Consider the following 16,767-nt stretch of genomic DNA (forward strand, 5'->3'; position numbering starts at 1 on the left):
ACGATGCTGACCGACCCCCTCGACCCCTCCAGGGTCCTGATCGAGCCGGCGGACCTCGGCGGCGAGGACCCCCTGGTCCGCCGCCACGCCGAGCCGCTGGGCCGCGTGGTGGCCTGGGCCCGCGAGTACCTGTGCCGCCCCCACCCCGAGCTGGGCAGGAAGGGGCCGGTGTGCCCGTATGCCCAGACGTCGCTGGACAAGGCCGCCTTCTACCTGGCCGTGTGCCCGGGGCGGCCGGACGTCGCCCGGGCGACGAGCGTGCTGGCCGGCTACCGCGACTGGTTCGGGCGCCTGGAGTCGCCGCCCGAGGTCCTGGCGCAGTTCCGCACGATCCTCGTGCTGTTTCCCGAGATCGAGGACATCGGGGTGATCGACGCGGCCCAGATCGCGCTCAAGACCGACTACGTCAGGGACGGGCTCATGATCGGGGAGTTCCACGACGGCCCGCCGCGGAAGGCCGGCCTGTGGAACCCCGCCTTCCTGCCGCTGCGCAGTCCCGTGCCGATGCTCGTGGTGCGCCACATGGTCGGCACCGACCTGCCGTTCCTGCAGGGCGATCCGGACCATGAGGCCGCCTACCACGAGCGGTTCGGCGACCGGCGGGTCAGGCGGTGAGCAGCTGGAGGGACAGCAGCTCCATCGCCGCCGCCGCGCTGGCGCGGCTCGCGCCGTAGGTGGCGATGTAGGCCGCGCACTCGGGCCGCCAGACGGGCAGCCCCATCTCCACCACGACGGCGTCGGGGCGCCGCGCGACCAGCTCGGAGACCAGGGCCCGGCTCTCGGGGTGGCGGTGGGCGTCCTTGAGCACGACGACGAGCGAGCGGCCGGCGGCCTGCCGTACCAGGGCGTCGGCGTCCGCCTCGGCGGGGCGCACCCGCAGGGTGTCGCCGGCGGGCAGCAGGGGGGACAGCCCCCACGGCACCTCGCCGACCGCGATGGTCGGGGGCGTGTCGAGCTCGACCACGAGCGGGCCGGCCGCCGGGGAGGCCGGGGGAACGGCGCCGACCAGCTTCACGGCACGCCTGGCCGCCTCCAGCCCGATCCCGGGCTCCCGCGCGACCGGCGGCCGGGGACGGCCCGTCCACGCCCGCAGCTCGGCCACGCGGGCCGCGGCCTCCTCCAGCCGCGCCACCGGCAGCGTGCCGTCCTCCACCGCCGCCACGATCCCGGCGATGATCCGCCGGATGTCGTCGTAGCCGGGGGTCGGGCCCAGGCACAGCAGGTCCGATCCGGCCGCCAGCGACCGCACGGCGCCGCCCACCAGCCCCACGCCGTCGGAGACGGCCTTCATGTCCAGCGCGTCGGTGATCACCACGCCGTCGTAGCCGAGCTCCCCGCGCAGCAGGCCGGTCAGCGCCTCGGGCGAGAGCGTGGCGGGCTGGGAGCCGGTCAGCGCGGGCACCGCGACGTGCGCCGTCATGACGGACCTCGCGCCCGCCTCGATGGCCGCGCGGAAGGGGACGAGCTCGCGCTCGCGCAGCAGCGCCATGGAGGCGTCGACCACGGGGACGGCCAGGTGGGAGTCGACCGTCGTGGCGCCGTGGCCGGGGAAGTGCTTGACGCAGGCCGCCACGCCCGCCGCCTGCAGCCCGCGGACGGCGGCCACGGTGTGCCGGGCGACCAGGTCCGCGTCGGCGCCGAACGAGCGGGTGCCGATGACCGGGTTGTCCTCGGCGGTGTTCACGTCGGCGTCCGGCGCCATGTCGAGGGTGACGCCGCAGGCGGCCAGCTCCGCGCCGATCGCGCGGTAGACGCGCTCGGTCAGCTCGGCGTCGTCCACGGCGCCCAGCGCGGCGTTGCCCGGGTACGGGCTGCCGGCGTGGTAGGCCAGCCGGGTGACGTCGCCGCCCTCCTCGTCCAGGGAGACGACCGGGTCGCCGGCCGCCCTGAGCGTCGCGGTCAGGCCGGCGAGCTGCGCGTGGTCGCGCACGTTGAAGCCGAACAGCGTGACGCCGCCCAGGCCCTCGCCGAGCTCGCGCAGCAGCCACTCGGGCGCGGTGGCGCCGTCGAAGGCGACCAGCAGTGTGCCCGCCGCGAGGCGGCGCAGCCCCCGATCTGTCTTACTCATGTCACCTCGATTGACGTCCGGAGTCAGGCTCCGGTACGGCATGCGGGCCGTACCGGACCCGAGAAGCAGGGAGGTCAGCCCTTGACGGCGCCGGCCACCAGGCCGGAGACCATGCGGCGCTGCACCAGCAGGAAGAAGACGATGACGGGGATCGTCATCATCGTCGAGGCGGCCATGATGCCGCCCCAGTCCGTGCCGCGCTGGCCGAAGAAGAAGCGCAGGGCGACCGGCATGGTGTAGCCGCTGGACTCGTTCATCAGCGTGAGCGCGAAGATCAGCTCGTTCCACGCGGTGATGAAGGAGAAGATGCTCGTGGCCACCAGGCCGGGCGCCACCAGCGGGAACAGCACCCTCCAGAACGTGGTCATGCGGCTGGCGCCGTCGATCCACGCGGCCTCCTCCAGCGACTTGGGCACCGCCGCGACGAACGTCCGCAGCATCCAGATGCCGAAGGGCAGGGTGAGACCGACGTTGACCACAATCAGGCCGAGCAGCTGGTCGAACAGGCCGAGCCGCTTGACGCTCAGGAACAGGGGGATGAGCAGCGCCTCGGACGGGATCATCTGCACGATGAGCAGCGTGATCAGGAACGCCGTGCGCCCCTTGAACGCGAAGCGCGCCACCGCCGTGGCGGCCAGCAGGGCGAAGGCCGAGGCGACGAGCACGGTGCCGAGCGCCACGATCGCGCTGTTGCGCATGTAGACCCAGATGGAGTTGCCCGCCACGCCCTCGCTCAGCACCCGGTCGATGTGGTCGAAGGTGAAGTGCGTGGGGAACGGGATGAACTCGGTGGTGAAGATCTGGTCGTTGGCCTTGAAGGCGGTGGCGACCATCCAGTACACGGGGAAGATCGCGAAGAGGAACACGCCGACCGCCACCGTGTTCAGGGCGATCTTGCCCAGGCGCCGGCGCGCGAGCGGGGTCATGTCAGCTCCTCCTGCTTGACGATCTGGCGGACGTGCACGGCCGTGATGATGAGCAGGATCACCGTCAGCACCACGGCGATGGCGGCGCCCGTGCCCATCTTGGGCGGCGGGTTGAAGGCCTCGGCGTAGGAGAACAGCGACAGGTTGAAGGCCTCGCGGTTGCCGGCCGTACCGCCGAGCAGCACGTAGAGCTGGGCGAAGACCTTGAAGTCCCAGATGATCGACAGGATGGTCAGCACCGCGAAGACGGGCTTGAGCAGCGGGACCGTCACCTTCCAGAACGTCCGCCAGCCCGTCGAGCCGTCGACCCTGGCCGCCTCGTACAGCTCGGTCGGGATGCCCTTGAGCCCCGCCAGCACCGAGACCGCGATGAAGGGGAAGGAGGCCCACACCACGGCGATGACGAGCACCACGTAGACGCGGAAGGGGTCGTTCAGCCACGGGTCGCCGGTGAAGTCGGACCGGCCGAGGACCAGCTCGGCGAGCCAGTCGGGCAGCAGGTTCAGCGACCAGTTGACGATGCCGGCCTCGGCGTCGAACAGCCAGCGCCAGATGACGCCCTGCGCCACCGGCGGCACGGCCCAGGCCGCCATGATGCCCACCGTGAGGGTGATCGACATCTTCCTGCCGAGCCTGTTGAGCAGCACGCCGACCGCCGTGCCGATGACGAGCGTCAGGCTGACCGTCACCACGGCGAACAGCACCGTGTTGCGCAGCGACGACCAGAACAGCTCGTTGTCCAGGATCTGCTCGTAGTTGCCCGTGCCCACCCACTCGGGCTCGGCCGCTCCGCGGATCACCCGCAGGTTGATCTTCTGGAACGACATGATCCCCATCTGGATCAGCGGGTAGAGCAGGAGCGCGGCGATGACGAGGAGGCCGGGCACGAGCAGGAGGTAGGGGACGGCCCACGCGGGCAGCCCGCTCCCCCGGGGCGGCCGCCGCGAGCTGCGGCGACGCCGCCCCGGGGCGGAGATGGCATCTCCGCCCCGGCTGCGAGTTGATGTCGTCATCGTCACTGCTGGTTGAGGATCTGCTCGAGCTCGGTGTTGGCCTTGGCGAGGGCCTCGTCGGCGGTGGTCTTGCCCTCGATCACCGAGCGCGCCGCGTTCTGCAGCACGGCCTTGGTCTCGTTGGCCTCGGTCCACTGCGGGTCGGCGGGGAAGGCCTTGGCCTTGGCGAAGGCCGCGGCGAAGGGGGCCTGCGCCGGGTCCTCGGCGAGCTTGGCCAGCGTGTCGGGGTAGACGGGCAGCAGGCCGCCGTCCATCGCGTAGCGGTCGGCCCACTTCTTGCTGGTGGCCAGCTTGACGAACTCCTTGGCCAGGTCCTTGTTCTTGGCGTCGTTCCAGACGGCGATGTCGTTGCCGCCGAAGAACGCCGGGGTCTCGCCGCCGGCCTTGGCGGGCAGCGGGAAGAAGGCGAGCTGGTCGTCCTTCAGCTTGCCCTTGCTCTCCTCCTTGATGGTGGCGATGTCCCAGGAGGCGGTCAGGTACATGCCGACCTTGCCGTTGGAGAAGCGGGTGCGGATGTCGGCGGAGTTCTGGGTCAGGCGCGACTTGCTGGACACGCCGGAGGTCACGATGCTCGTGTAGAGCTCGAAGCCCTTCTTGAAGGCCGGGTCGGTGACCTTGCCGACCCACTTGTCGCCCTCCTTGACCGCGTACTCGCCGCCCTCGGACCAGGCCAGCGCGCCGAGCAGGTGGTTGGCGTCGGAGCCGCCGTTGAAGGCGAAGCCGTCGACGTCCTTGCCCTTGTCGTCCTGGATCTTCTTGGCGGCCGCGAGCAGCTCGTCGAAGGTCTTGGGCACCTCGATGCCGAGCTCCTTGAACCAGTCCTTGCGGTAGAGGACCGCGCGGGTGCCCGCGCCCCACGGCATGGCGTAGACCTCGCCGTCGATGGTCTCGAGGCCGAAGAGGTTCTTGGGGATCTGGGCGTGCTCGCCGGAGGCCGGGATGTCCGTGATCGGGGCCAGCGCGTCCTGGCTCTGCCACAGCGGCACCTGGTCGTTGCCGATCTCGGTGACGTCGGGGCCCTCGCCGCCGGCGGCGGCCGCGGTGAACTTGTCGTTGACCTGCGGCCAGGGGATCCACTGGACGTTGGCGGCGGCGCCGGTCACGGTCTTGAACTCGGCGACGAGGTCGTCCATGTACTTCTGCGAGGGCTCGTTCGGATCGCCGAGCCGCCACACGGTGATGGACTGACCGGCGTACTTCGGGCCCGCGGACGTGGCCTGCTGACCGGCCGGCTGCTCCGCCGCCGGCTGGCTGGAGCCACACGCGGCCAGGCCCACGGCGAGAGCGGCCGTGGTGACCGTGGTGGCCGTGATCTTCGAGATCCTCACTGGGTTCTCCTTCCCGCCCGGCTCAATGCGTCGGGGTTCGCGCTCATCGGTGCCGGCCCTGCGGTCCGCACCTGCTGATCGTCAAGGCGACTGACTGGTGCTAAACTAACAAGAAACTTTCTTAAAAGAAACGGTCGTTAGCTGATCGTGACGAGAGGGGGCCCGATTCGTGGCTCGCAACCCGGGGGTGCCGCGGCTGCTGCGCCGGCTGAACGACCGCGCGGCGCTCGAGCTGCTCCTCACCGAGGGCCCCCTCACCCGTGCCGAGCTGGGCGAGCTCACCGGCCTGTCCAAGGTGACGGCCGGCCAGCTGCTGGCCCGCCTGGAGGAGCGCGGGCTGGTCGAGGTGGCGGGGGAGCGGGCCAGCGGTCGCGGCCCCAGCGCGGCGCTGTACGGCGTCGTGCCGTCCAGCGCCTACGTCGCCGGGCTGGAGGTGCTCCCCGACAGCGTGACCGTGGGTGTGGCCGACATCACGGGAAAGATCGTGGTCGAGGTCACGGTCAACCCCTCGCGCAGCGGCGATCCGGTGAAGATCGTGCACAGCGCGGTCCGCCGCGCGTGCGCCTCCGCCGAGGTGAGCCTGTCCCAGCTGCGCGCCTTCGTCATCGGCACCAGGGGCGTCGTCGATCCCCGCACCGGCGACGTGCGCTTCTCCTACGACCTGCCCGCCTGGCACGTGGGCGTGCTCGACAGCCTCCGCCGGACCCTCGGCGCCTCCGTGACCATCGAGAACGACGTGAACCTGGTCGCGCTGGCCGAGCACCGGCACGGCGCCGCGGTCGGGGTGGACGACTTCGCGGTGGTCTGGGCGGGCGTCGGCCAGGGGCTCGGCGTGATGCTCGGCGGGCGGCTGCACCGCGGGATCAGCGGCGGAGCGGGCGAGATCGGGTGGCTGCCCGTCCCCGGCGAGCCGCTGCCCATCGACGTCGGCGAGCCGCAGTCGGGCTCCTACCAGCGGCTGGTGGGCCAGGACGCGCTCGCGAAGCTGGCCGCCGAGCACGGGCTGCCGCCGCGGCCGGTGGCCGAGCTGGTGCGCGCCGGCCACCCCGGATTCCTGGACGCGGTGGCCGCCCGCCTCGCCGTCGGGGTCGCGGCCGTGGCCGTGGTGCTGGATCCCGGGCTCATCGTGCTGAGCGGCGACGTCGGCCGGGCCGGCGGCCAGGACCTGGCCGCCAGGGTCGAGGAGGCGGTCGCCCAGGTGTGCCCGAGCAGGCCGAGCGTGGTGGCCTCGGCGGTGCCGGGCAACCCGGTGCTGCGCGGAGCGCTGGCGGCGGCGCTGGAGCAGGCGCGGGAGCAGGTGTTCTCCGACACCGTGTGATCCGTCCCGTGTGATCCGTCCCGTGTGATCCGTCCCGTGTGATCCGTCCCGTGTGACCCCGTTCCGCTGAAACCGCTTCAGCACGAGCCGGCCTGGGCCGCGGGCCGGCGCATCGGCCGCCACCGCAGCGGCTCGCCGGGGCCGCCGGTGAGCAGCAGCCCGGCGTGGGCGGCCAGCACCCGGCCCGGGACCTCCCGGGCGTGCGGTTCCCAGGTTCCGCCGGGCAGCGCCGTCAGCAGGCGGCCGTCGGCGGTCAGGGCGAACAGCCGGCCGTTGGCCGCGGCCAGCGACACGGTCCCGGCGCAGCTCCCGGCGGGCGTCCACGACTGCTCGCCGAAGCCCCGCCGCCACAGCTCGCCCGCGGCCGTGGCGACGTAGAAGGCGCAGTCGGCGATCGCCAGCCCGGCGGCTCCCGGCGGCGCGTCGCCCACCTCCCGCCAGCCCTCGCCGTCCAGGAGCAGCAGGCCGCCCGCTCCCGTCACGCCGTACAGCCCCACGCCCCAGCCCGCGGCGGCCTCCCTCGGAACGGCCAGGCCCCGCACGTCCGCCACGGCGGCGAGCGGCTCCCAGGGTACGTTCTGCCCGCACAGCTCGCGCCGCAGCAGCCGGCCGTCCGCGTCCACGCCGTACAGCGTGCGCCCGAGCACGGCCAGCGCCCGCAGGTCGGCGGGCGGGCCGATCGTCGTCCAGCCGCCGGGGGAGCCGGAGGACAGGCGGTCGATCACGTTGCGGGTGATCCGCTCCACCACCGGGTCGTGCAGCGTGTTGCCCCAGTTGACGGTGGCCGCGGTGAAGACCGTGCCGAGCCCGCTGGTGAACACGCCCATCGTGGCCATCCCGCCCTGGCCGTAGGCGCTCCAGTGGCGCAGGTCGGCCGTGGCCAGCACCACGAACGACGAGGGCGTGCCGTCGCGGCAGGTGACCCTCGGCACGCCGCCGACCTCCTCGAACTCGGCCGCGTCGGTCTCGTATCCCAGGCAGCCCTGCCCGAACTTGTCCCCGTCGGTCAGCCCCGTGCCGTCGAAGACCCAGTGGCCGGCGAAGCGGGCGGTGTAGGACTCCTCCAGCATGCGCGGCATGAACGGTCCCCAGGCGCCCGCGCCCAGGCGGAAGCTCACCCCCGTGAGCGTGTTCTCCGGGCGGCCCGCCGCCGACCACTCGACCGTGGCCAGCCGCGGATCGGCGACCGGGTCGGCCACGGCGTCCCGGTGGCACACCATCGTGCGCCCGCCGTCCTCCAGCCGGATCTGCCACCAGGCGGTGTTGCCGGAGAAGAAGGCCACGTTGCCGCCGCGCCTGACGAACTCCTCCACCGTGTCGCGCATGCCCGCCGACCAGTACTCGTCGTGCCCGTTGACGATCAGCAGCCGGTGCCGGGACAGCAGGTCCAGGCCGTCGTGGAGGTCGAGGTTGGAGCAGTAGGCGACGTCGTAGCCGGCCGGCCGCAGCCAGCGCATCAGGCCCTCCTCCCACCGCTCGGGCGGCGGGCCGCCGCCTGGCCGGTCGAAGGTCACCGCCGGGGCGCGGCCGGGGGACTCGGTCCAGTAGACGCTCTGCCCGGGGCTGCCCGCCCGGTTGTAGGCCTGCCACGTGGTGAACGGCACGCTGAGGAGGATGGGCGCGGCCGGGACGGCCTGCCGTACGACGAAGTAGACCTCGTTGTCCGGGCAGGGCGCCTGCCCCGGCAGGCCCCGCGGCCACGGTACGGCGGGGCCGAACCGCGCCCGGTAGAGCGAGCTCGGCCAGTCGGCGCCGACGTGGAGCGTCCAGTCCTCGCCGGCCGAGCCGGTGAAGACCACCCGGTCGTCGGTCGCGTCGCAGACGACGACCGGCGCGGGCTCGGACACGACGAAGCGGAGGGTCTCGCCCTGCGCGCAGGAGGTGGCGGCGGCGTAAGCCCGCACTCTGGCCTGTCCTGTGGCCTGCTCTGTGGCCTGCACGGTCATCGGCGGGCGGTCTCCACGAGCAGCCCCTCCAGGTCGCGCAGGTAGCCCTCCATGCTCGCCCGCGACAGGTAGCGGGTGTCGGCGGTGAGCGAGACGCCCTCGGCCGACACGTGGACGCAGAACCGGCAGTTGAGCCGGTCCTGGCTGAGCGGCCAGGTCAGGGTCGTCTGCTCCAGCGCCGCGTCGAGCCGCTCGGGCGGGCAGTCGGCCGGGCCGGGGTCGGCCAGGCGCATGTCGTTGAAGCAGCAGCCGGGGTGGACCGGCTCGCCGCGCCGCTCGCTCTCGGCGGCGACGACGCGCCGGCGGTCGGCGGGGTCGTGGTAGGCGCTGCGGTAGGCGCGCACGGCGGCGGCCTCGGCGGGGCGCAGGAGGTCGGGGAAGGGGCGGTCGACGTCCAGGGTGAACAGCCCCTCCTGGGAGAGTGTGCTGACGATGCCGCGCGTGTCCTTTCTGAACCTGTTGGCCGCGATCGGCAGCACCGCGCTCGTGCGGTGCCCGCCGTACCGGGCGGCCAGCTGCGCGGTGGCGGCCAGCAGGACGGTCGAGGTCGACACGCGGTGCCGCCAGGCGACGGCCCGGACCGCCAGGTCGAGCGCCGGGGAGGCGAGCAGCGCCCGCCAGATGGGCGGCCGGGCGGCGTCCTGGCTCGACGCGGCGAACATCGTGGCGGGGACGCGCCGGTGCTCGCGCTCCCAGTGCGCCGCGGCGGTCGCGGCGACCCGGCGTCCCTCGGGCCCGGCCTGCCAGCGCGCCAGCTCCAGCGGCTGCGGCGGGCGCGGCCCCGGCACGCGCCCCCGCACGAGCAACATCCGCAGGTCGCGGACGGCGATCTCGGCGCCGAACCCGTCCGCTGCCAGGTGGCAGAAGACCAGCACCACGTGCGTGACCAGGTCGCCCTCCGTCACCAGCGCCACCCGCAGCGGCCAGTCCCGCTCGTAGTCGAAGCGGGTGGCGGCGAGCTTGTCCAGCACGTCCCGGGGCGCGGCGCCGACCACCTCGACCGGCAGCCGGCCGCGGGCCTCCAGGTGCTGGCCCAGCGCCCGCGTCGTGCCCGGCCGTTCGGCCACGAGCGTCCGCAGCGACCCGTGCCGCTCGACGAGCGCGCCGACGGCCGCCGCCACCTCGCGGATGTGCCTGGCGCGCGGCAGCTTGAGCACCTGGCCGAAGTTGAAGTAGTGGTCGTCGGGCCAGGTGCGCTCGATCGTCTGCCAGATCGCCTCCTGGCCCCAGGTGAAGGGGCCGGTCCCGCAGTCGCCGGCGGCGAAGTCGACGTTCATCGGTCCGACAGGCGCGCGGCCAGCAGGTCGAGGTCGTCGAGGACGGCCAGGCCCTCCTCGCTCAGGTCCACCTCGACGCCGAACTCGGCCTCGACGGCGTCGATCAGCCGCATGCGGGCGATCGAGGTCAGGCCGAGCGCCGACAGCGGCAGGCCCGAGGCCATGGCTTCCCGTGCGGTCACCTCGCCGTCGGAGGACTCCTCGACGAGAGCGGCCAGTCGTTGTCTGATCACGTCCTGACGCCCTTCCGGAATCAGGAAAGAATCTTAACTGTTTCGAGTGTTCCACGGAGTCTTGGCTGTCCGCAAGGCCCTGCTTCGCCGGGCTTGTCTCCATTGCGGCAGCGTGCCAGACTGGCGCCCAGCGATAAAACAGTAAAGTTTCCTATTAGAAAAGCCATGTCCGAGCCCGGGGGCCGATCGTGACACTTCCCGAGTTATTACGCAGGCGGGCGACGGCCGAGCCGGACCGGCGAGCGCTGACCGTCCACGGCGCCGGGTCGCTGACGTTCGGGGAATGGGAGACGAGGTCCACGCGCGTGGCCGCCGCGCTGGCCGCCGGGGGCCTGCGGCCGGGGGACCGGGCCGGGCTCGTCTTCGGCAACGGGGACTGGGTGGAGTACGCCGTCGCCTTCCTCGGCGTGATCAAGGCGGGCGGCGTGGCCGTACCCCTGTCCGACCGGCTGGCCCCGGCCGACGCCGAGGCGATGCTGGCGCACTGCGGCGCCGCCACGGTCCTGCGCCCCGGCGCGCTGCCGGAAGACGGGAACAGGGGATCGGCGGGCCCTCCGGCGCCGGGCGACCTGGCCCAGATCCTCTACACCTCCGGCACGACGGGCCGCCCCAAGGGCGTCGCCGCCACCCACGCCAACCTCGCCCACGGCTGCGGCGGCAGGCGGCGGCCGTTCGCGCACAGCCGCCACCTCGCCCACGCCTTCCCCATCGGCACGAACGCCGGCCAGTGGATGCTGGTCAACGCGGTGGACGCGCATCCCGAAGTCGTCACCCTGCCCCGCTTCACGCCCCGCCGGTTCGCGGCGATGATCCAGCACCACCGGGCCGGCACGGTCTTCGTGGTCCCCGCCATGGCCGTCGAGATGCTCGCCGCCCGCGTCCACGCCGAGCACGACCTGTCCAGCGTCCTGCTGCTCGGCTCGGCCGCGGCGCCCCTGCCGCCCCGGGTGGCCGCCGAGCTCGGCGCGGCCTTCCCGCACGCGACGATCGCCAACTACTACACCTCCACCGAGGCCGCGCCCGCGCAGACCGTCATGCTCTTCGACCCCGAGCGGCCCTCCAGCGTGGGACGCCCCGCGCAGGGCGGCGCCGTGAAGGTCGCCGCCGCCGACGGTTCGCCGCTGCCGGCGGGAGCCACGGGAGAGGTCTGGATGCGCTCGCCCGCCGCCACCCGCGCCTACTACGGCGACTCGGCCGCCACCCGGGAGGTCTTCCGCGGCGGCTGGGTGCGCATGGGAGACCTGGGCTACCTGGACGAGGAGGGCTACCTCTACCTGGTCGACCGGGAGAGCGACGTCATCAAGTCGGGGGCCTTCAAGGTCTCCACCATCCACGTCGAGGAGGCCGTCTACGAGCATCCCGGCGTGACCGAGGCCGCCGCCTTCGGCGTGCCGCACCCGACGCTCGGCAAGGCCGTCGCCGTCGCCTACGTCGGCCAGGCGACCCACGAGGAGCTGCGCGTCTTCCTCAAGGACCGGCTGGCCCCGCACGAGCTGCCCGTGAAGCTCGCCACCCTCGCCGCCCTGCCGCGCAACCAGGGCGGCAAGGTCGACAAGCAGGCTCTCCGGAAGGTGGTCCGATGACCGAGGTGTCGCTCGCCCAGCACGGAATGTGGATCACCGAGCGGCTGGGCGCCGGATCGGCCTACCACATGCCGATCCTCATCCGCTTCGACGCGCCGCCCGACCGCGGCCTGCTCGCGAAGGCCGTGGCCCGCCTGGTGGAGCGCCACCCGCTGCTCGGCTGCGCCGTCGCCGACCGCGACGGCGTGCCGTCCCTGGTGCCCGCCGCCGTGCCGCCCCGCCTGGCCGATCGGGTGTCCGCCGAGCCGTTCGACCTGGAACGCGGGCCGCTGATCCGCTTCGCCCTCGACGGCGACACGCTCCACGTCGTGGCCCACCACCTGGTCTTCGACGGCCACTCCAAGGACGTCCTGGTCGCCGACCTGGCCGCCTTCTGCGAGGGCGCCGAGCCGCCGCCGCTGGAGGTCGTGGACCACGCGGCGGCGCAACGGGAGCGCGTCGCCGCGCGGCTGGAGGAGGCGCGGGCCTTCTGGGCGGAGCGCTGGCGCGATCCGGGCGGGACGGTCGTGCCCGGCGGGGTGCTGCGCTCCCGCGGCGGCGGGGCGGGCGGCCTGCTCGAGTTCGGCCTGGACCTGCCCGCGGTGCCCGGGCTGACCAGGTTCGAGGTCCTGCTCGCCGCCCTCCACGCGCTCCTGGCCTCCTACGGCAACGCCTGCGTGGCGACCGCGGTGGACCTGTCCACCCGGACCCCCGCCGAGGAGGGGCGCATCGGGCCCTTCGTCAACGAGCTGCCCGTCTTCTCCGCGCCGTCCCCCGCCACACCTTTCGCGGACTTCGCGATGACGCTGCGGGCGGAACTCCGGCAGGTGTACGGCTTCCGCGAGGTGCCGCTCGCCCGGGCGGTGCCCGGCATCCGGCCGCACGCCGCGCTGGCTCCCGTGTCGGTGAGCTACCGCAGGGCCGGCGCCGAGGTGCCCGGCTGGCACGTGGACCGGCTGGCGTTCAACGGCGCGGTGCGCGGCGCGCTGCAGCTCCAGCTGCTCGACTCGCCCGGCGGCCTGCGCGCGAGCCTGCGCCATGCCCCGGCCGAGGTGGCGGACCCGGCGCGGATCGCCCGGGACCTCAAGGCGCTGCTCGCCCGCATCGGCGCCGATCCCGGCCTGCCGCTGCGGGACCTCACGCCCTTCCACGACGCCGTGACGGCCCCCGTCGAGGAGGGCGGCACGGCGGCGCGGGCGGTGGACGCGGCCGACCCGATGCTGGCCGAGATCACCGCCATCTGGGAGGAGGTGCTGAAGTTCGCGCCCATCGAGCCGCACGACGACATCTTCGACCTCGGCGGGCACTCGCTGACCATCACCCAGATCATCGCCCGCATGCGCAAGCGGCTCGGCGTGGAGGTCGACCTGGACGACTTCTTCGACAACCCGACCATCGCGGGCGTGCTCGAGGCGGTCAGGAGGTGACCGCCACGCTGGATGCGGCGGTGGAACCGGCCAGGCTCTCCGACGAGGACCTGTCGCTCATGCTGACGATCCGGGCCTTCGAGGACAAGCTGCTGGAGCTGTTCGGCAGGGGCTTGCTCAACGGCACCACGCACACCTGTCTCGGCCAGGAGTACGTCCCCGTCGCCCTGGAGCCGCTGCTCGACCCGGCGGACCACGTGTTCAGCAACCACCGCGGCCACGGCCACTACCTGGCCCGCTTCCGCGACCCCGAGGGCCTGCTGGCCGAGATCATGGGGCGGGAGGGCGCGGTGTGCGGCGGCGTGGGCGGCAGCCAGCACATCCGCCGCGACCGCTACCTGTCCACCGGCGTGCAGGGGGAGAGCCTGCCCGTGGCGGCCGGGGTCGCGCTGCACCTGAAGCGTGCCGAGCCAGGCCGCCTGGCCTGCGTCTACATCGGCGACGGCACCTTCGGCGAGGGCGCGGTCTACGAGGCGCTCAACATCGCCTCGCTGTGGCGGCTCCCGCTCCTGGTCGTCGTGGAGCACAACGGCATCGCCCAGTCCACGCCCACCGAGGCCCACCTGGCCGGCACCATCGCGGGACGCGCCGCCGCCTTCGGCGTCGGCCACCTGCTCGTGGAGGGCGCCGACGTGCCGCGCATCCGCCGCGCGCTGGCCCCGGTGGTCGCGCGGGCGCGGGCCGGCGAACCCCAGATCGCCGAGTTCCGCACCCATCGCCTCGGACCGCACAGCAAGGGCGACGACACCCGGCCGCCACGGCCGGCGCGCGACGACTGGCTCGCCCGCTACGCCGCCGCCCATCCGGACCAGGTGGAGCGGCTGGAACGCGCGGCGCGGGCGGCCGTGGAGGCCGTCGCCGCGGACGTGGCGGCCCGCCCCCCGACCCGGTGGGAGCGGCCGTGAGGGTCGCCGAGAACCTCAACGCCGCCCTGCACGGGCTGCTGGCCGGGCTGCCGGACCTGTACGTGCTCGGCGAGGACATCCTCGACCCGTACGGCGGCGCCTTCAAGATCACTCGCGGCCTGTCCACGCGCTTCCCCGACCGCGTGCTGTCCACGCCCATCAGCGAGAACGCCATCACCGGCGTGGCGGCCGGGCTGGCCCTGTCGGGCGACGCCGCGATCGTCGAGATCATGTTCGGCGACTTCGCCGCGCTGGCCTTCGACCAGCTGCTGAACTTCGCCGCCAAGTCGGTGTCCATGTACGGCTTCCGCGTCCCGATGCGCATGGTGGTGCGCTGCCCGGTGGGCGGCGGGCGCGGCTACGGCCCCACGCACAGCCAGAGCCCGCACAAGCACTTCGTCGGGATACCGGACCTGGCGCTGTATGAGATGTCGCCCTTCCACGACTGCCTGGCCGTGTTCGAGGAGATGCTCGCGCGGGCCGAGCCGTGCGTGTTCTTCGAGGACAAGGTGCTCTACACGCGCCCCATGCACGCCGTCGAGCCGCCGTTCTCGGTGTCGGTGAGCGACGGGGTGGCCAGGGTGTCGCTGGAGGACTCGCCGGACTGTGTGATCGTCGCGGGCGGCGGGGTCGCGCACCGCGTCATGGCCGCCATGCGGTCCCTGCTGCTGGAGGAGGAGATCGTCTGCACGCTGCTCGTGCCCTCGCGGCTGTATCCCTTCGAGGCGGACGTCCCGGCGGCGCCGTACGTCTTCGTGGTGGAGGAGGGCACGGCGGGCGGCACGTGGGGGGCCGAGGTCGCGCACGTGGTGCACTCGCGGCTGTGGCCGCGCCTGGCCCGCCCGGTGGGGCTCGTCCACTCGGCCGCCTCGATCATCCCTGCCGCGCCGCATCTGGAGCGCGAGGTGCTCGTGAGCGAGGCGGCGATCCATCGCGCCATCAGGGAGGCCGTGCGTGGCTGAGCTGCGTGTCCCCAAGCTGAACGCCAACGACGCGGAGTACCTGGTCGTCGAGTGGCTGGTCCCGGACGGCGCGGAGGTGGCGGCCGGCGACGCCGTGGTGCTGGTGGAGACGTCGAAGGCCGCCGAGGAGCTGCCCGCCGGGGCTTCTGGGGTGCTCCGCCAGGCCGTTCCGCCCGGCGTGTGGTGCCGCCCCGACGACGTGCTCGCCGCCATCACCGGCCCCTCCGCCCCCGGCGACACCCCGTCCACGGCGAGCCGTACGGCCGAGCCCGGCGCCCCGGACGGCGGGCCACTCCTCACCGCCCCCGCCCGGGCCTTCATGGACGAGCACGGCATCGGCCTGGAGCAGGTGCGAGCGCTCGGCCTCGAGGTCGTCAGGCGCGCCGACCTGGAACGGCTCGTGGGCGCCGGCCAGGACCTCTCGCGGGTGCAGCGCGCCGTCGCGCGGGCGGTCGAGCTGTCGCACCGCACGATCCCCGCGGCCTACCTCGTCGTACGCATGGACCTGACCCGGGCCCTCGCCTACGCCGCCGCGGCGACCAAGCACGTCAGGAGGCCGGTCGGTCTCGCCGAGGTCTTCGTGCACCTCGTCGCGGGCCTGCATGCCGACTTCCCGCTCTTCTTCGCCCGCCTCGAGGGCACCCGGGCCCTGCTGCCTGCCGCCCCGGACATCGGCGTCACCGTCGACGTGGGGGAGGGCCTGTTCGTCCCGGTGGTCCACGACGCGGCCCGCCGCAGCGTCAAGGACATCGCCACGACGCTGATGAAGCACCGCATGTCGGCCGCCACCGGCGAGTTCAGGGAGGCCGACCTCGCGGGCGCCAACTTCGTCGTCACGCTGCACACCGACGGCGGCGTGGTCATGGCGATCCCGTTCGTCTTCCCCGGCACGGCCTGCGCCCTGGCCGTGACCGCCCCGTACGACGGCGTCCACGCCGACATCGGCCTGGCCTACGACCATCGCCTGATCAACGGCCGCGACGCCGCACGCTTCATGAGCGCGCTCAAGACGGCCGCCGAACGGCTCGACTGGGGGCCTGTGTGACAATTGCTCCCCATGGGGGACGACTGGATGCGGGACGACCGGGACGACATCGTGCTCATCTCCGACCCGAGGGTGGCGGCCGTCCCCGTGGCGGAGTCCGGTGAGCCCCTGGCCGACGCGCGCGGCCGGCTGCGCGTCGACGGCCGGATGGCCGATCCGGCGGGGGCGTACGCGCACCTGAGGGCAGGCCTGCTGGACCGGCTGGAGCGGGCCGAGCGCCTGCTGCCGGACGGCTTCCACCTGCTCATCGTGGAGGGGTACCGGCCGGTCGCGACACAGCAGGAGATCTTCGACGAATACACCGCCACGCTGCGGGCGACATTTCCGGAAATGTCGCCCGAGGAGCTCCATGCGGCGGCCAGCCGCTACGTCTCGCCGGTCCAGGTCGCCCCGCACACCGCGGGAGCCGCGGTCGACCTGACCCTGTGCGCGCCCGACGGCACCGAGTACGACATGGGCACCGAGATCAACGCCACGCCCGAGCAGAGCGGCGGCGCCTGCTACACCGCCGCGCCCGCCATCTCCGACGACGCCCGCCACCACCGCAAGATCCTGGCCGCCGCGCTGGAGTCCGTCGGCCTGGTCAACTACCCCACCGAGTGGTGGCACTGGTCCTACGGCGACCGCTACTGGGCGCTGGCCACCGGCGCGCCCGCCGCCCTCTACGGCCCGATCCGGGCCCCGTTCTAAGCTCCTCGTGCCGGGGCCCGGCCTCAGGCTGTCGGGTTCAGGCCCGCTCCGGCAATCGCGTCCGGGG

15 protein-coding genes are annotated in these 16,767 nt (G+C 73.4%); 8 read left to right on the forward strand and 7 right to left on the reverse strand.

The window, feature by feature from the left end; translation table 11 throughout:
* Nucleotides 1–3 precede the first annotated feature (3 nt).
* On the forward strand, nucleotides 4–615 hold the full coding sequence (locus tag BSB02_RS15195; protein WP_084959451.1) for a DUF6875 domain-containing protein: 612 nt from the start codon (nucleotides 4–6) through the stop codon (nucleotides 613–615).
* Here the strand turns inward: BSB02_RS15195 and BSB02_RS15200 are convergent.
* From BSB02_RS15200 to BSB02_RS15215, 4 genes are all read right to left on the reverse strand, one after another.
* Entirely contained in the window at nucleotides 605–2,068 is a 1,464-nt protein-coding gene (locus BSB02_RS15200) for a glycoside hydrolase family 3 protein (protein ID WP_084959452.1), read from the reverse strand. The two genes, BSB02_RS15195 and BSB02_RS15200, sit on opposite strands and share 11 nt — an antisense overlap.
* A gap of 74 nt (nucleotides 2,069–2,142) precedes the next feature.
* Nucleotides 2,143–2,994 (reverse strand): carbohydrate ABC transporter permease, encoded by an 852-nt coding sequence (locus tag BSB02_RS15205; protein WP_084959453.1) that lies wholly within the window; start codon nucleotides 2,992–2,994, stop codon nucleotides 2,143–2,145.
* Nucleotides 2,991–4,007 (reverse strand): carbohydrate ABC transporter permease, encoded by a 1,017-nt coding sequence (locus BSB02_RS15210; protein WP_084959454.1) that lies wholly within the window; start codon nucleotides 4,005–4,007, stop codon nucleotides 2,991–2,993. Before BSB02_RS15210 ends, BSB02_RS15205 begins: the two co-directional genes overlap by 4 nt.
* A 2-nt stretch (nucleotides 4,008–4,009) precedes the next feature.
* Nucleotides 4,010–5,335 carry an extracellular solute-binding protein gene (locus BSB02_RS15215; RefSeq protein ID WP_084959455.1) on the reverse strand — a complete coding sequence of 442 codons (1,326 nt, stop codon included), beginning with the start codon at nucleotides 5,333–5,335 and terminating at the stop codon, nucleotides 4,010–4,012.
* 169 nt (nucleotides 5,336–5,504) lie between these two features.
* Here BSB02_RS15215 and BSB02_RS15220 point away from each other — a divergent pair, with 169 nt between their 5' ends.
* On the forward strand, nucleotides 5,505–6,653 hold the full coding sequence (locus BSB02_RS15220; protein ID WP_084959456.1) for an ROK family transcriptional regulator: 1,149 nt from the start codon (nucleotides 5,505–5,507) through the stop codon (nucleotides 6,651–6,653).
* 77 nt (nucleotides 6,654–6,730) lie between these two features.
* Here BSB02_RS15220 and BSB02_RS15225 read toward each other — a convergent pair whose 3' ends face one another.
* The 3 genes from BSB02_RS15225 to BSB02_RS15235 are packed head-to-tail and all read right to left on the reverse strand — an operon-like array spanning nucleotide 6,731 to nucleotide 10,109.
* A complete protein-coding gene (locus BSB02_RS15225) occupies nucleotides 6,731–8,599 on the reverse strand; it encodes a N,N-dimethylformamidase beta subunit family domain-containing protein (protein WP_143590694.1) in 1,869 nt (622 codons plus the stop codon).
* A complete protein-coding gene (locus BSB02_RS15230; protein ID WP_084959458.1) occupies nucleotides 8,596–9,876 on the reverse strand; it encodes a condensation domain-containing protein in 1,281 nt (426 codons plus the stop codon). The genes BSB02_RS15225 and BSB02_RS15230 overlap by 4 nt, the downstream gene beginning before the upstream one ends.
* Entirely contained in the window at nucleotides 9,873–10,109 is a 237-nt protein-coding gene (locus BSB02_RS15235; protein WP_143590696.1) for an acyl carrier protein, read from the reverse strand. Before BSB02_RS15235 ends, BSB02_RS15230 begins: the two co-directional genes overlap by 4 nt.
* A gap of 188 nt (nucleotides 10,110–10,297) precedes the next feature.
* Between BSB02_RS15235 and BSB02_RS15240 the strand changes: the two genes are divergently transcribed.
* The 6 genes from BSB02_RS15240 to BSB02_RS15265 are packed head-to-tail and all read left to right on the forward strand — an operon-like array spanning nucleotide 10,298 to nucleotide 16,700.
* Nucleotides 10,298–11,692 (forward strand): class I adenylate-forming enzyme family protein, encoded by a 1,395-nt coding sequence (locus BSB02_RS15240; protein WP_240506433.1) that lies wholly within the window; start codon nucleotides 10,298–10,300, stop codon nucleotides 11,690–11,692.
* The gene (locus BSB02_RS15245; RefSeq protein WP_084959460.1) at nucleotides 11,689–13,098 is read left to right on the forward strand and encodes a condensation domain-containing protein; all 1,410 of its coding nucleotides are present in this window, start codon (nucleotides 11,689–11,691) and stop codon (nucleotides 13,096–13,098) included. Before BSB02_RS15240 ends, BSB02_RS15245 begins: the two co-directional genes overlap by 4 nt.
* Entirely contained in the window at nucleotides 13,095–14,003 is a 909-nt protein-coding gene (locus BSB02_RS15250; RefSeq protein WP_240506434.1) for a thiamine pyrophosphate-dependent dehydrogenase E1 component subunit alpha, read from the forward strand. The genes BSB02_RS15245 and BSB02_RS15250 overlap by 4 nt, the downstream gene beginning before the upstream one ends.
* Nucleotides 14,000–14,965 (forward strand): alpha-ketoacid dehydrogenase subunit beta, encoded by a 966-nt coding sequence (locus tag BSB02_RS15255; protein WP_084959461.1) that lies wholly within the window; start codon nucleotides 14,000–14,002, stop codon nucleotides 14,963–14,965. The genes BSB02_RS15250 and BSB02_RS15255 overlap by 4 nt, the downstream gene beginning before the upstream one ends.
* The gene (locus BSB02_RS15260; RefSeq protein WP_084959462.1) at nucleotides 14,958–16,010 is read left to right on the forward strand and encodes a 2-oxo acid dehydrogenase subunit E2; all 1,053 of its coding nucleotides are present in this window, start codon (nucleotides 14,958–14,960) and stop codon (nucleotides 16,008–16,010) included. Before BSB02_RS15255 ends, BSB02_RS15260 begins: the two co-directional genes overlap by 8 nt.
* A gap of 12 nt (nucleotides 16,011–16,022) precedes the next feature.
* Nucleotides 16,023–16,700, forward strand: coding sequence for a M15 family metallopeptidase (locus BSB02_RS15265; protein WP_240506435.1), 678 nt, complete (start codon nucleotides 16,023–16,025; stop codon nucleotides 16,698–16,700).
* The last annotated feature ends 67 nt before the right edge of the window (nucleotides 16,701–16,767 follow it).

The organism is Thermoactinospora rubra, from assembly GCF_002093975.1.
Lineage (GTDB): Bacteria > Actinomycetota > Actinomycetes > Streptosporangiales > Streptosporangiaceae > Nonomuraea > Nonomuraea rubra_A.

What these genes read in the sequence shown, in the direction of transcription:
- BSB02_RS15245 (WP_084959460.1), top strand. Translation starts at nt 11,689, where the DNA reads ATGACCGAGGTGTCGCTCGCCCAGCACGGAATGTGGATCACCGAGCGG.
- BSB02_RS15265 (WP_240506435.1), top strand. Translation starts at nt 16,023, where the DNA reads ATGGGGGACGACTGGATGCGGGACGACCGGGACGACATCGTGCTCATC.
- BSB02_RS15195 (WP_084959451.1), top strand. Translation starts at nt 4, where the DNA reads ATGCTGACCGACCCCCTCGACCCCTCCAGGGTCCTGATCGAGCCGGCG.
- BSB02_RS15225 (WP_143590694.1), bottom strand. Translation starts at nt 8,599, where the DNA reads ATGACCGTGCAGGCCACAGAGCAGGCCACAGGACAGGCCAGAGTGCGG.
- BSB02_RS15205 (WP_084959453.1), bottom strand. Translation starts at nt 2,994, where the DNA reads ATGACCCCGCTCGCGCGCCGGCGCCTGGGCAAGATCGCCCTGAACACG.
- BSB02_RS15230 (WP_084959458.1), bottom strand. Translation starts at nt 9,876, where the DNA reads ATGAACGTCGACTTCGCCGCCGGCGACTGCGGGACCGGCCCCTTCACC.
- BSB02_RS15210 (WP_084959454.1), bottom strand. Translation starts at nt 4,007, where the DNA reads ATGACGACATCAACTCGCAGCCGGGGCGGAGATGCCATCTCCGCCCCG.
- BSB02_RS15200 (WP_084959452.1), bottom strand. Translation starts at nt 2,068, where the DNA reads ATGAGTAAGACAGATCGGGGGCTGCGCCGCCTCGCGGCGGGCACACTG.